Annotated in this window: 11 protein-coding genes; 5 read left to right on the top strand and 6 right to left on the bottom strand. The window is 71.8% G+C overall.

All coding sequences use genetic code 11. From position 1 onward, the window contains the following. Window positions 1–419: 419 nt before the first annotated feature. Window positions 420–869, top strand: coding sequence for a GNAT family N-acetyltransferase (locus tag FOF52_RS18635; protein WP_248591200.1), 450 nt, complete (start codon window positions 420–422; stop codon window positions 867–869). Between the two features lie 66 nt (window positions 870–935). Here the strand turns inward: FOF52_RS18635 and FOF52_RS18640 are convergent, their stop codons facing one another. Then, the gene (locus FOF52_RS18640) at window positions 936–2,027 is read right to left on the bottom strand and encodes a hypothetical protein (protein WP_248591201.1); all 1,092 of its coding nucleotides are present in this window, start codon (window positions 2,025–2,027) and stop codon (window positions 936–938) included. 339 nt (window positions 2,028–2,366) lie between these two features. On the opposite strand from FOF52_RS18640, the gene FOF52_RS18645 reads away from it, so the two are divergent. Continuing rightward, window positions 2,367–2,906, top strand: coding sequence for a gamma carbonic anhydrase family protein (locus tag FOF52_RS18645; RefSeq protein ID WP_248591202.1), 540 nt, complete (start codon window positions 2,367–2,369; stop codon window positions 2,904–2,906). Between the two features lie 73 nt (window positions 2,907–2,979). Here the strand turns inward: FOF52_RS18645 and FOF52_RS18650 are convergent, their stop codons facing one another. The 3 genes from FOF52_RS18650 to FOF52_RS18660 all read right to left on the bottom strand — a co-directional run bounded on the left by FOF52_RS18650 (window position 2,980) and on the right by FOF52_RS18660 (window position 8,108). Then, window positions 2,980–3,120, bottom strand: coding sequence for a hypothetical protein (locus FOF52_RS18650; protein WP_248591203.1), 141 nt, complete (start codon window positions 3,118–3,120; stop codon window positions 2,980–2,982). Between the two features lie 91 nt (window positions 3,121–3,211). Further along, window positions 3,212–7,606: an HAD-IC family P-type ATPase gene (locus FOF52_RS18655; protein ID WP_248591204.1), complete on the bottom strand. Its 4,395-nt coding sequence runs from the start codon at window positions 7,604–7,606 to the stop codon at window positions 3,212–3,214. Window positions 7,607–7,679: 73 nt separating this feature from the next. Next, complete coding sequence (locus tag FOF52_RS18660) at window positions 7,680–8,108, bottom strand: hypothetical protein (protein WP_248591205.1); 429 nt, start codon at window positions 8,106–8,108, stop codon at window positions 7,680–7,682. 728 nt (window positions 8,109–8,836) lie between these two features. Here FOF52_RS18660 and FOF52_RS18665 point away from each other — a divergent pair. From FOF52_RS18665 to FOF52_RS18675, 3 genes are all read left to right on the top strand, one after another. Further along, window positions 8,837–9,007: a hypothetical protein gene (locus FOF52_RS18665; protein WP_248591206.1), complete on the top strand. Its 171-nt coding sequence runs from the start codon at window positions 8,837–8,839 to the stop codon at window positions 9,005–9,007. A gap of 103 nt (window positions 9,008–9,110) precedes the next feature. Beyond that, complete coding sequence (locus FOF52_RS18670; RefSeq protein WP_248591207.1) at window positions 9,111–9,944, top strand: tetratricopeptide repeat protein; 834 nt, start codon at window positions 9,111–9,113, stop codon at window positions 9,942–9,944. Between the two features lie 95 nt (window positions 9,945–10,039). Next, window positions 10,040–11,296: a tetratricopeptide repeat protein gene (locus tag FOF52_RS18675; RefSeq protein WP_248591208.1), complete on the top strand. Its 1,257-nt coding sequence runs from the start codon at window positions 10,040–10,042 to the stop codon at window positions 11,294–11,296. A gap of 207 nt (window positions 11,297–11,503) precedes the next feature. Here FOF52_RS18675 and FOF52_RS18680 read toward each other — a convergent pair whose 3' ends face one another. Together FOF52_RS18680 and FOF52_RS18685 are read right to left on the bottom strand one after the other, a co-directional pair. Then, complete coding sequence (locus FOF52_RS18680) at window positions 11,504–11,668, bottom strand: DUF397 domain-containing protein (protein ID WP_248591209.1); 165 nt, start codon at window positions 11,666–11,668, stop codon at window positions 11,504–11,506. 191 nt (window positions 11,669–11,859) lie between these two features. Further along, on the bottom strand, window positions 11,860–14,004 hold the full coding sequence (locus FOF52_RS18685) for a (Fe-S)-binding protein (RefSeq protein WP_248591210.1): 2,145 nt from the start codon (window positions 14,002–14,004) through the stop codon (window positions 11,860–11,862). Between the last annotated feature and the right edge of the window lie 156 nt (window positions 14,005–14,160).

Consider the following 14,160-nt stretch of genomic DNA (forward strand, 5'->3'; position numbering starts at 1 on the left):
GTCACGGAGAGGTCACAGGGCGAGTTAACGTGGACTTTATACATCCGGTCATCCCATGAATCGGAGGATTGGGGAACTGATCCGAATCGGTCACCGGGGGCCCGGGGAGGACGTCGATGGAATCGGCTCGGAAAAAGTGCCTCCTGTGATTTATTGGCCCTCTCTTGACTCCCGGGAAACCGGTGGAAGCGGGAAATTCGACAACCTCGCCAAAGGGATTTTTCGGAAAAGTACGGGGGAATTCTCCGGGCCGCGCCCCGGTGGAGTGCCGGAATCCCTGGTCGGTGCCCGGTTCCCCGCTGCCATCCGGAACCGGGACTCCCCGCAGTGCTCCGGTCCACTTCCCGTCACCGTGAGTATGGGGCTGATGTGGGGCATCGTCCGGCTTGTGACCGCTGTGGGCTACGATTCCGGGAGCCATGATTATCCGTGCGGCCATCCGGTCTGACCTCGGCGCGATCCTGCGGCTCCTGCGTGACCTGGGGGAGGCTGCCCCCACGCAGAGCGGCACCGTTCGCATGTCCTCGGCCACCGTCCGGGCCTGGACCCGCATCGAGAACGACCCCGAACGCACCGTGCTGGTGGCCGAACGCCGCGGACAGATCATCGGCACCCTCGACCTCATCGTGATCGCCAACCTCACCCACGACGCCCAGCCGTGGGCGGTGATCGACAACGTGGTGGTGGACGCGGCCTACCGGCGCACCGGGATCGGCCGGGCACTGCTGGAGGACGCGGTCAACCGGGCCGTCCGGGCCGGCTGCTACAAGATCGAGATGCTCGCCCACGAGAGTCAGGGCAGCGCCCGCGAGTTCTGCCTGGCCATGGGATTCAGCGTGTCCGCCGAGGGCTTCCGCCGCTACCTGTGACCCCGGCACGGCGAGGGGGCGGGACCCGACGGGTCCCGCCCCCTCGCCGTGCCGCGACGCCGCGCGTCACGAGGAGTTGGAGTCCGTGCCCGTCTGCTCCGTGGGCGCGGGGTGGCGGTACACGCCGGTGAGCCCGGCGGCCGAGGGCGGCACGGGAGCCGTGGCCTCGTCGTCGGTCGGCGCCGGGCCCGCGTAGCGGAAGCCGTGCGGGCGTCCCGGAAGCGGACGCACCGGCTGCGACGTCGGACCGGTCTTCGGCTGCTCCTCAGGAGCCAGGTTCACCGTGGCCTCGTTGTCGGCCGGGGCCAGTCGGGTGGTGGCCTCGTTGTCGGCCGGGGCCAGTCGGGTGGTGGCCTCGTCGTCGGAGGAGGCCGGCGCGCGCTGGGCCTCCTGGGCGGGGCCGGCGGACTCGGCGGGCTTCACGGGCGCGGACTCGGACGGCTTGGCGGCCGCGGGCTTGGCCGCGTCCGCGGAGCCGCTCTCGAAGTCGGAGCGCTTGAGCCCGGCGTCCAGCACCCCGGCCTTGGCCTCGGCCTGGAGCAGTTCGGCGAGGGTGTCGCGCATGTCGTTGAGGCGGCGCAGCGCCTCCCCGTGTGTCGCGGTCAGCCGCTTCAGACGCCGGTCCGCGGTGTCGTGGATCTTGTTCGCGCGGGTCTCGGCCTCGTTCAGCTTGCGCTCGGCCTCCTTGGCGGCCTCGTCACGCAGCCGCTCCGCCTCCTGCTTGGTGGAGGTGAGCAGTTCCTTCGCCTCGTCCCGGGCGCCGTTGACGATCCGCTCCGCCTGCTCCTGGGCGCTCTTGACCTTGGCCTTGGCCTCCTCCTCGGCCTTGGCCCGGATCTCCTCGACCTCCTTGTCGACCTGGGCGCGCTTGTCCGCGGCCTCCTCCTCCGCGATGCGCAGGATGTTGGCCAGCCGTTCACTGATCTGCTCGTGCTCCGGCTTGACCGCGGCCTTGGCCTTGGCCTCGGCGAGCTCACGACGCAGCTGCTCCAGTTCGTCGTGGGCGCGGGCCAGCCGCTCCTGCAGGTCACGGAGCTGGTTGTGGTTGCGGACGACGAAGTCGTCGACCTGACGCTTGTCGTATCCGCCCTTGCGGACCGTCGGGAAGGCGTCTTCGCGCAGCAGGTTGGGGAGTATCTCTGGGCTGTGTTCGTTCATGTCCTTGATCACCAGGTCGACAGTGGTCGGATCGGGGGGATGGGCTTTTACTCTCTGCCTATCGTTCCCATAACGCCTCCGGTACGAGGTGGGGGAATCCTAGTTCGCAACGGGGGAATGCGATATGCGAGCGGGGGCCGGACGGGGTGCGGGCGTGACCGCGGGGCGGCGGAGGCGTCCCGGCGGTGACGTGTCCGGACCGCTCGGCGGCGGCGTGCGCGCAGCCCCCGTCGAACCGGCCAGGGGCCACCCCACTAAAGTATGGGCGATCACGCCCGTGCATGGACGGTATCGGTCATCTTCCCTGTCCGCACGTGGTCCTGTTCAGGAGGAGGTCGCATGTCCGGCGGCGGAGCGGGTCCGCGGATCGGATCGGCTGACTTCGGCGAGCCGGTGATCCACCCCGAGGCATGGATCGCGCCGGGAGCCGTGGTGGTGGGACGGGTCCGGATCGGCGCCCGCAGCAGTGTCTGGTACGGGTCGGTGCTGCGGGCCGACACCGAGGACATCGTCGTGGGGGAGCGCTGCAACATCCAGGACCTGTGCTGCCTGCACGCGGATCCGGGGGAGCCCGCGATCCTGGGCGACGGGGTGAGCCTCGGCCACAAGGCGATGGTGCACGGCGCGGTGGTCGAGGACGGCGCGCTGATCGGGATCAACGCCGTCGTGCTGGGCCGGGCGACGGTGGAGGCCGGAGCGCTCGTGGCCGCGGGCGCGCTGGTGCCTCCGGGCAAACGGGTCCCCGCGGGGACCCTGTGGGCGGGCGTACCGGGCAGGGTCGTCCGGGAGCTGACCGACGCCGAGCGGGAGAACCTGGTGGGGACCTCCGAACGGTACACGGGGTACGCCGCGCAGCACCGCGGCGTCGAGTGGCGCTGATCCCGTACGGACGAGCCCGTCGGCGGGACCGCGCCGCGGACCCGCCGCAGGACGACGTCAGAGGCCGTCGGGATCAGACCGCGGCGACCAGCCCCGGCGTCGAGAACCACCGGTGCCGCACGTAGCGCACCACCAGGGTGGCGATGTGGGCGACGAGTGCTTCGACGAGCAGGGCCAGGGTCTTGGCGAGCAGTGTCGAGAGGAAGTCGGACACGGACGATCCTTTGACGGTTTGGGTAAGTACGCCCCTTTTATAACCGATGGCGAAGACCAGTGCGTCAACCGACCGCTGTCCAACGAGTGAATCATCCCTGACCAGCAGGTTTCCCCTCTGTCTGCACCTCCCGCCGCTCCTCCCGGTCGCGCAGCCACCGGCCGAGCAGCGACGCGGCGACGGCGAACCCCGCCGACGCGCCGAGTCCGACCAGCCAGCCGTACGGCGTCAACGGCCGACAGCCGAAGAAGCGGCTGGCCCCCGGCCACTGCACGATGGCGCCCAGGACGGCGAAGGACGCCGCCCCCGAGGCGAGCACCACCGGATCCCGCCCGCCCGCGGCGACGGTCTGGGCCAACTGGGCGCCCACCAGGGCGACCAGTGCCGCCGTGTTCGCCTGCCCGCCGGCACCGCCGAGCAGCCAGGCGGTCAGCGCGGCCGAGGCGGTGGTGACCGAGCGGATCACGATGTCGCGGTTGAGCGCCGACCCCAGGGACTGCTCCGGCCCCTCGTCGAGCAGCTCTTCCTCGCGCACCCCGTACGGCCGCCGCGTGGCCAGGGCGATGGACGGCAGCATGTCGGTGAGCAGGTTCACCAGGAGCAGTTGCCGCACGTTGAGCGGGATCGTGCCGCTGAGCAGTCCCGCGCCGACGGTGAAAGCGACCTCGCCCAGGTTGCCGCCGAGCAGCACCGACAGGGCGTTGCGGGTGGACCGCCACATCGCCCGGCTGTCGGCGATGGCGTGCGCGATGGTCTCGATCCGGTTGTCGGTGACCACCACCGACGCCGCCGCGCGCGCCGCGGGGGTGGCGCGCGTGCCCAACGCGATCCCCACGTCGGCCAGCCGGATCGCGGGGGCGTCGTTCGCGCCGTCGCCGGTGACGGCGACCACGTGCCCGTCCTCGTGCAGCGCCCGGACGATCCGGGCCTTCTGCTCCGGGCTGACCCGGGCGAACACGGACACCTCGGAGACCACCCCGGTCAGCGCCTCGTCGGAGAGCTCCGCCAGCTCCGCCCCCGTCATGGTCCTGCCGTCCAGCAGGCCCAGTTCGGCCGCGACGGCCTCCGCGGTACTGGGGTGGTCGCCGGTGACCATGACCACCCTGACCCCCGCCGACGCCAGCCGCTCCACCGCACCGGCCGCGGCGGAGCGGACCGGGTCGGAGATCCCGACCAGGCCGAGCAGCCGCAGGCCCCGGATGCGTCCGTCCTCCAGGTCGCTCCGGTCGGAGGCGGCCCGCTCGGCCACGGCCAGCACCCGGTAGCCCTGTCTGGCCAGCCGCTCCACCTCGTGGGCCACCGTGGCCCGGGCGCGTGCGTCGAAGGGCGCCGTCCGCCCCTGCTCCGTCCAGGTGTCGCAGCGCTCCAGAACGACCTCCGGCGCGCCCTTCACCGCGATCAGCTGCCCCCCGGGGGTCCGGCCGAGCACGGCGTGGTAGCCGCGTCCGGGCTCGAAGGGCAGTTCGTCGACCCGCTCCCAGGCCCCCACCCCCTCGTCGGGGGCCATGTCCAGCCACTTCGCGCCGCGCGCGACCGCCCGGTCCGTGGGGTGCGCCAGCTTGGCGCTCCCGTTGCGCTCGGGGTTGGCCCGCAGTGCTCCGGCGATGACGGGACGCATCCGCTCCGGGGGCCTCGTGCGCTTGCCCACGGGAGCGGACTCGACGCCGTCGGAGACCAGCCGCAGCCGCAGCCGCCCCTCGGTCAGCGTCCCGGTCTTGTCGAAGCAGAGGACGTCGACCCGGCCCAGCGGTTCGATGGTCGTCGGGTCCCGGACGAGCACGCCGTGGCGGGAGAGTCGCCGCGCGGTGGCGAGCTGGGCGGCCGTGGCCAGGAAGGGCAGCCCTTCCGGCACGGCGCCCACGGTGAGTGCCACCGCCGGGCCCAGCGCCTGGGCCAGGCTCCGCCCGCGCAGCAGCTGTCCCACCATGAGCACGGCTCCCGCCCCCAGGGAGAGGGGCAGGGTGACGGCGGTGAGCTCCCGGAGCCGGGCCTCCACCCCTCCCCGGGGGCCCTCCCCCGCCCGCGCGCGCATGGTGCGGCCGACCTCGGTGCGCTCCCCGGTGGCGACGACGACCGCGACGGCGTCACCCGCCGCGACGACCGTCCCCTCGTACAGCATGGAGTGCCGGTCGGCGACGGCCCGCGCGGCGCTCGGCCGGGCGCTCTTGGCGACCGGCTGCGACTCGCCGGTCAGACCGGACTCGTCGACCTCCAGGGCCTCGGCGGCCAGCAGGCGGCAGTCGGCCGGGACGGCGTCCCCGGCGGTGAGCGCGATCACATCACCCGGCACCAGCCGGTCGGCGGTCTCCGCGACCGGCTCCGGACTGTCCGGACGCCGGACCGAGGTCCGGACCGCGCTCAGGTCGACGAGTCTGCGCAGTGCCCGGTCCGCGCCGATCCGCTGGGCGCCGGAGACGACCGCGTTCACCCCGAGCACCGCGACGATGAGCAGCGCGTCGACGGCCGAGCCCACCGCGGCCGAGAGTCCGGCCCCCACCGCGAGCACGGGCGTCAGGGGGTTGTCCAACTCCTCCACCATGAGCTGGCCGAAGCCGGGGGCGCGGTCCCGTTCGCCGTCGGCCTCGGCAGGGCGCCGCCGGGTCGCCTCGTCCTCGCTCAGTCCCGTCGTCGAGGACCTGAGTCTGGAGAGCACCGCCTCGGCGGACCAGGCGTGCCAGGGGACGCGCTCCTGCGGTACCGGGTCGGGACGCCGTGCCGCCTCGACGCCGGCCCAGGCGCCCCGGGCTATCGCGACCAGGATCGCCGTGTTGACCGCCGTGGACGCTCTCCGGTCGGCGGTCGCCGCGGGGCCCGCCGCGGTGAGCAGTGCCCCGGCCGTCGCCCCCAGGGCGGCGATCCGCACGCCGATCTCGCTCATCCGCCGCGCGGTCCGCACCGCGTCGACGACCAGGCAGGCCCCGGCGAGGTCGGGACCGCACAGCAGGTGGGCCGCCCAGGCGGGGGCGGCCGAGCGTCCGGTGATCCCGATGCCCACGTCGGAGGCGGCCAGCGCGGCCTGCTCCCGGGCGCTGACGAGCATCACCCCGTACCCCTCCTCCTGGAGGGAGCGCACCGACTCCGCCAGGGAGGTGCCGCCCGGGACGGTCCGGTCGGCGCGCAGCCGTTCACCGAGACGGCTGCGCACCCCGGCGACCACCACCGGGCCGACCTTCCGGGCGGACTCGACGACGGCTTCGGCCAGCGGGTCGAGTTCGGGCAGCACCGAGACCAGGGCGACGGCCTCGTCGCCGCGGGAGAGGAGAAGCAGTCGGGCGCCCCGGTCGCGGCAGGCGCGCGCCCACTCCCTGAACTCCCGGGGGATCTGCGCCGGGGACGCCCTGACCGCGGACCAGCCGTCGCGTTCGTGGCGCCGCTCGATCCGGGTCAGGTCGATCAGTCCGTGGGCCCGGCGGAGCGCCTCCTCGGCGGTGACCTCCTCCGTCAGCGGCACCACCTCCTCGAGCGCCAGATCGCCGGTGGCCAGCACGGAGGCGTCGAGGACGACCAGGTTGACGCGGTCCAGACGGCGCAGGGCCTCGACGTCGCGGACGAGGACGCCCCGGGAGGCCAGGGCGCGGCCGAACTGGATGGCGAACGCGTCGCGCCCCAGCGTCCCCGCCCGGGGGACGCCGGAGACCAGCAGGCCCTCGGCCCGGTGCAGGTCCCGGGTGATCGCGTAGGTCGCTCCGAAGGCCGCGAAGGTGAACGGTGCCGTGCGGATGGCCTTCTCGACGGGCCCCTGCGGCAGCGGGACCGGGCGTTCTCCGGCGGCGACCGGGTCCGTGCGGAAGGCGCCGGGGGCGGAGGCGAGGTCGTCGTCCCCGCGGTGCCAGGCCTGCTGGTGCGCCAGGTTCTCCACCAGGCGGCCCAGCCGGTGCAGGGCGTCGATCGCCAGCCCGGTGGGTTCCTGGGCGAGGGTGTGCGAGAGGGTGACCCCGGTTGAGAAGACCAGGTCGGTGGCGCGCGGACCGATCCTCCGTTCCAGTTCGCCGCGGATGCGCGGGGTCATCCCGGCCAGCACCAGGGAGGGGGTCACCGCGGAGGGGAGCGGGGCGGCGCGCAGCGCTCTGCCGAGGAGGGCGCCCGCGAAGCCCGCGACGTCGGCGCCCACGAGCGCGACCTCGCGCAGCACGGTCCGCTCGTCGCCGGGGTGCGGGACGGGGGCGAACTCCGCCGTTTCGTGGCCGTACCGCTGCTCCACCTCGGCGACGGCGGCGGCGAGGTCGTCGACCGGCACCTTGTCCTCATGGAAGACCCTGACCCGGCCGAGCACCGCGTTGACCTCCGCGCGGTGCACCCCGCCGATCCGGGCCAGCCGGTTCTCCAGGGCGCGCGCCATACGCTCGGTCCCGGGCCGGTGGACGCCCCTGACCCGCAGGTCGGTGTGGCCGGCCCCGCGGCGGGCCTGACGGGAGTCCGCGGCGCCGGGAAGCGACCGGGCGAGCCGGGCGACGCCGCCGAACAACTCTTTCAGTGACATATCCATTCCGCAGTGTTACGGTGATTGACCACAAAAAGGCTGCGGCCGAAACACGCCAGCCGCAGCCCGTCCGCGAATCTCAGGACTTCTTGCCCCGGCTCTTCTTTTCGGCCACCTCGGCCACGGTTTCCGGGGTCGCCTGGGACTTGGTCTTTCGGTCGTCGGAGGACTTCGCGGACTCCTTCTTCTCGTCCTCCGCCCCGCCCTCGGTTTTCTGGCCGAGCAGGCGCTCGAAGGAGGGCTGGTGCTCCCCGCCCTGCAGGGGCCGTCGGGCGATCGCGGTGCCGACGCCGATCGCGGCGGCCACCGGCCACTCGATGACGCCGAAAGCGGCCAGTGCGCCCAGTCCCGCGTAGTAGACGAACTGGTCCTTCGGGGGCAGGTAGCCCGCTGCGGTACGCCCGGCCGAGGAGACCTCCTCCTTGTTCACCTTCGGTACGCGGGGAACAGGAATCCTGAGTTTGTGGATTTTGAACTCAGGAGCGACGACAGGTATGGTGATCGCCATATTTCGTTCTCCTCTTTCTCCGCGGCCGCATCGCACCGGACGCCGCAAGTGGTTCGTCCGTACGGCCAACGGAAGTTTCGGTGGCTTTTTCCCGGCCTCCCGTGCGGACCACTCCTGTCGAGTCGGGGCTGACTCGAAGAGCGTTGTGGGTGGAATTTTCTTCTTCTATTCCTAGACAGCCTACCCCCCGGACGGGGAGCAGTCGGTAAAGAAATTCCCCATGTCCGTTAATGTGCGGGGGCGGACCCCGTGCCGGAGCGGCGGACCGGGGCCGCCGTCCGGGGGACGGGGCCGCCGGGCGGCGGCCCGGGACCTCGCCGAGCCCCCGCGGGGGAGGGCGGAAGCCGGTGAATCCCCTGCTGGGAGCGGGCGCCGCCCCGTTCTGCGGAGCGGTGGACGCCGGCGGCGGGAGAAAGCCGGGACGATCTTCTTCCCGTACCGTTGTCGGCGCAGGTCACCACTGTTATTCGGGGTTTCCCCATTTCTTTCGGAGAGTAACGGGAACGGGGTGGAAGAGGGAATGAGCTAGTCCGTTCGGTCACCGGAAACACTGAATCCGTGACATTGGATAACTAGGCTTCCGGACAGCCGGAAAATGGTCCCTATGGGCCATGTCCCGCTGGCTACTGCCGCGTAATGTTGGGTGGGACGGTGATGGGGGCGCGGTCCCGGACACGCCTGCGACAGGACTCGGAACGGAGGTGACACGGGTGGACACCAATCCCTGCGTGCCTCTCCACGACGCCGTGGCCCTGGCCGAGATCGACCTGTACACCGACGTCCTGGCAGCGGTGAGCGAAGCCGACGCCCCGCTCACCACCGAGGAACTCGACCGGGTCCTCGGAGTGCGCCCGCGCACGACCGCCTCCCCCGCCCCCGCCCGGGTGTCCCTGGCTTGACCGCTTTCCCGACGGAGCGGACACGGGGGTGTCCGTGCGGGGCACTGCTCTGCGCTCGGCGTCGAAAAGGGGCGTCGGCAACGGCGGGAGGCAGAGAGGGAGCATGGAATTCTCCGACGAACTCGCCCGGATCCACGAACTCTTCGACACCGAGGACTACACCGAAGCGGCCGGCGTCCTCGGGGCACTGCTCCCGCGGCTGGCGGAGGCCCTGGGAGAGGAGCACGAGGACGTGCTGCACGCCCGGGTGGTGCTGGCCCAGGCGCACAACAGCGCGAACGAACCGGAGCGGGCGCTGGCGCTGGGACAGCGGGCGCTCTCCGACATCGAGGCGCACCTCGGCGCCGACCACCCGCTGCGCGCCCGCGCGCAACTGGTGATCGCTCGGGGACTGGTCCAGCTCAACCGGATCGACCAGGCCGAAGAATGGTACCGGCGGGCCGCCGTGGACGAACCCGAGGCGATGGTCGACCTCGGCCTCCTCCGCTACCAGCGGGGAGACCGGCTGGAGGCGGCGGTGTGGTGGCGCCGTGCCGCCGGGACGGGCAACGACAGGGCGATGAGCAACCTCGGCTACCTCCACCGGCAGGAGGGGAGCCCGGGACGCGCGGAGGCGTGGTACCGCAGGGCCGCCAACCGGGGAAATCCTGAGGCGATGAACAGCCTCGGCTGCCTCCTCTTCGAGGAGGGAGAGGCCGAGGAGGCCGGGTCCTGGTTCCGGCGCGCCGCCCACCGGGGGAACGTCTCCGCCATGGTCAACCTGGGTCTGCTGCACTGGCACACGGACGACCCGGACGAGGCGGAGCGGTGGCTCCGCCGGGCCGCCCTGGCGGGCGACACCCACGCGATGCACGAGCTCGCCCGGTACTACCGGGACACCGGCGACGCCGACCGGGCCGAAGAGTGGTCCCGCCGCGCCGCCGAAGCGGACCACTGAGCCGCACAACCGGTGACTTCGAGGATTGAGGCGGGGACGGCGGAACCCTAGGTTGAGGCCCCAGTGGTCGAAACGAACCCGGGAAGAGAGGCGACATGGGGCTGCCGGAACAACTGTCTCGGGCGCGGGAGCTGTGCGCCGCCGCCAGGTACTCCGAAGCGGCCGGAACGGTCCAGGAACCGCTGCCGAGCCTGGTCGCGGAGTTCGGCGAGCACCACGAGCACGTCCTGGCGGCCCGGCTGCTGCTGGCCCGCGCCCTCGGCGAGCTGGGGGAGCACGGGCTGGCGGTGGAACTGGCCCGCCAGGCGGCCGCCGAGGTCGACGCCCGCCTGGACGACGGCCACCCGCTGCGGACGGAGGGGCGGTACGTGCTCGGCCACGCGCTGCGCCTGGCCGAGGAGGGCGCGCAGGCCGAACCCCGGCTGCGGCAGGCCGCCGAGGCGGGCCACCCCGACGCCATGGTCAGCCTCGGCGTCCTCCTGCACCGGGCCGGGAACCCCGCGGAGGCCGAGGAGTGGTGGCGCAGGGCTGCCGGGACGGGCAACAGCAGCGCCATGTTCACCCTCGGCGCCCTCCACGACCGGCGCGGTGAGGCCGGTGAGGCGGAACTGTGGTGGCGCCGTGCCGCCGAGGCGGGCCACGTGGAGGCCATGACCAGCCTCGGTGTGCGGTACGCCGGGGCGGGGGCGGCGGAGGAGGCGCGCGCCTGGTGGCACCGGGCGGCGGAGGCGGGCCACGGCATGGCCATGACCAACCTGGGGCTGCTGCTCGCCCGCAGCGGCGACGCCACCGAGGCGCTGTACTGGCTGGGGCGCGCCGCTGGGACCGGTGACCTGTTCGCCATGGACCACCTGGCGCTCCTCCACTACCGGACGGGAGACGCCGCCGAGGCCGAGACGTGGTGGCGGCAGGCCGCGGAGGCGGGCCACACCAGGGCCGCGGCCAACCTCGGCTCGCTCCTCCAGGAGACCGGGAGGGGCGAGGAGGCGCGGGGCTGGCTGCGGCGGGCCGCGGAGGGCGGCGACACCGACGCCATGACCAACCTGGGGCTGCTGCTGCACGGGGAGGGCGAGCGAAAGGAGGCGGAATCCTGGCTGCGCCGCGCCGCCGAGACCGGGCACGGCGAGGCCGCGGTCAACCTGGGCGTGCTGCTGGAGCGGACGGAACGGCCCCGGGACGCCGAGGCCTGGTACCGCCGCGCCGCCGAGGCGGGCGACACCGACGCCATGACCAACCTGGGGCTGCTGCTGCACGGGGAGGGCGAGCGAAAGGAGGCGGAGTCCTGGCTGCGCCGCGCCGCCGAGACCGGCCACCCGGGCGCCCGGGCCCACCTCGAACGCCTCACGGAGTAGCCCGGGACGACAGAGACGATCTTGACGAGAACGGGCCATGATCTGCGATTTCGCGACCACTCGTGGCAAGGTCATGACGGTTTCTGCTGTGACCGGGGCGGGTTAGCGTGGGCGGGTGCCCCAGGTCTGGCAGCCTGGTGGTTGGTCTCGATCAGGACCACGAGAAGCCCCCGGCGGCCACGCTCGGGGGCTTCTTCGCGTCACGGGTCACAGACGCCCGGTGCGCACGGCTCCGAGCAGCCCCGCCCACTCGGAGGCGGGAAACTCCAGGTGTCCCTTCTCCGGATGCTTCGAGTCGCGCACGGCCGCGGCCGGCTGCTGGTCGACCAGCTCGCCACCACCTGACCCGCCCCCGCAAAACGCGGCGACCATGCCCCCAGGGCCAGAATCGGCGTGGCCGATGACCCTGGGGACATGGTCGCCGCCGGTCAGTTGCTGGCCCGCCCACGGGCCCGGGGCCGCGGAACAAGGGAGGGCCGCGGCGTCCGGGGCGGGTCACCCCGGGCACCGCGGCCCTCATCCGGTTGTGCCGGAAGCCGTGGTCAGGCGGAGAGGCGGGAGGGTCAGACCGTCTCCCTGGGCTGCTCCCCCTCCTTCTTCGCCGACTGGAGCAGGAGCTGGGCGACGTCCATGACCTCCACGGACTCGGCCGCCTCCTTCTTCGCCTTCTTCTCGTTGACCGCGTCGCTCACCATGACCTGGCAGAACGGGCAGCCGGTGGCGATCAGGTCCGGCTTGGTGGCCAGCGCCTCCTCGACCCGCTCGGTGTTGATGCGCTTGCCGATGCGCTCCTCCATCCACATGCGCGCACCGCCCGCGCCGCAGCAGAAGCTGCGCTCCCGGTTGCGGGGCATCTCGGTCTTGTTCACCCCGGGCACGCCGGTGATCAGCTCACGCGGCGGCTCGTAGATCTTGTTGTGGCGACCGAGGAAGCACGGGTCGTGGTAGGTGACGTTCTTGTCCACCCGCTCGATCGGCGCCAGGCGCCCCTCCTTGACCAGCTGGGCGAGCAGCTTGGTGTGGTGGACCACCTCGTAGTTGCCGCCGAGCTGCGGGTACTCGTTGCCCAGGGTGTTGAAGCAGTGCGGGCAGGTGACGACGATCCTGGTCGCGCCGACCTCGTTGAGCGTCTCGATGTTCTGCTGGGCGAGCATCTGGAAGACGAACTCCATGCCCAGGCGGCGCGCCGAGTCGCCGGTGCACATCTCCATGCCGCCCAGTACCGCGTACTTGACGCCCGCGATGTGCAGCAGCTCCGCGACCGCCTTCGTGGTCTTCTTCGCGCGGTCCTCCAGCGCGCCCGCGCAGCCCACCCAGAACAGGTACTCGGTGCCCTCGGGCAGCTTGTCCTCGACGACGGGGACCTCGAAGTCGACCTCGGAGATCCAGTCCATGCGCTTGGACTCGCTCATCCCCCACGGGTTGCCCTTGTTCTCAAGGTTCTTGAGCAGGGTGTTGGCCTCGGAGGGGAAGCTGGACTCGATCATGACCTGGTAGCGGCGCATGTCGAGGATGTGGTCGATGTGCTCGATGTCCACCGGGCACTGCTCGACGCAGGCGCCGCAGTTGGTGCAGGACCACAGCACGTCGGGGTGGATGACGCCGTTCTCCTCCTCGGTGCCCACCAGGGGGCGGCTGAGCAGGGCCAGCACGTCGTCGTGGAGGTCGGGGGTCTCCTCGGTGAGCCCCTGCATCAGGTACGGGGCCTTGGCGTAGGCGTGCTCCCGCAGGTCCATGACCAGCTTCTTGGGAGACAGCGGCTTGCCGGTGTTCCAGGCCGGGCACTGCGACTGGCAGCGGCCGCACTCGGTGCAGGTGGTGAAGTCGAGCAGGCCCTTCCAGGTGAAGTCCTCGATCTTGCCGACACCGAACGGGTCCTCGTCGGGGTCGGCCTCCTCGAAGTCCAGCGGCTCGCCGTCCTTGTTGAGCATCTGCTTGGCCGGGCCGAGCGCGGCCGAGCCGTCGGCGTTGCGCTTGAAGTAGATGTTGACCGGCGCGGTGAAGCGGTGCCAGGCCACACCCATGGTCAGGAACACGCCGATGGCGATGAAGAACAGCCAGGAGATGATCAGCTTGAAGGCCGCGACGGAGGCCAGCAGGGGTTCGCTGGCCGGGAGGACCGCACCGAAGGCGTGCGAGACCGGGGTGGCCCACACCGGGAAGGCGAAGTCGCCCATGGCGACCTTGACGCCGCGGATCACGAAGATCGAGACCAGCAGGGCGATGATGTAGGCCTCGACGTAGTAGGCCGTCCAGTGTCGGGAGTTGGCGAACTTGGACCTGCGGCCCAGGACGCGCGGCCCGCGCAGCTGGCGGTAGATCGTCAGCCCGATGATGCCGGCGAGGCTCAGGGCTGCGATGACCTCGATGAACAGGCCGTAGATCGTCCAGTCGTGGATGATCGGCAGGTGGAAGCGCGGGTCCCACACCTCGCCGTGCGCCTCGGCCACCGTGAACACCAGTGCCGGGAACGACACCATGATGAACCAGTGGGCGATGCCGATCCAGCGCCACTTGAGCATGCGTGTGTGACCGACGGTCTCGATCAGCGTGTTCGTGATGCGTCGCCCGAAGTCTGCCTTTCGAGCGGCTTCCACCGGACGGCCGACGCGCAGGACGCGGACCATCCGGCTGATGCCGTAGGCCCACACGGCGACTCCGACCACGGCGAAGGCGGTCGTGATGATCCCCAGTATCAGGTAGAGCATCGCCCGCGGCCTCCCAACGTGATGTCGTGTCCTGGTGTGCGGCCACACCAGGGATCCACTCAATGTTACTAGCGAGTAATACCCGACGGGTCAACACTCCGCCGGCCCCGCCGGTTGACCGACCGGGCGGGATGGCTGGTTGTCAAGGTTAGTGAA

Origin of the sequence: Thermobifida alba (assembly GCF_023208015.1) — a bacterium.
In the GTDB taxonomy this organism is placed as follows: domain Bacteria; phylum Actinomycetota; class Actinomycetes; order Streptosporangiales; family Streptosporangiaceae; genus Thermobifida; species Thermobifida alba.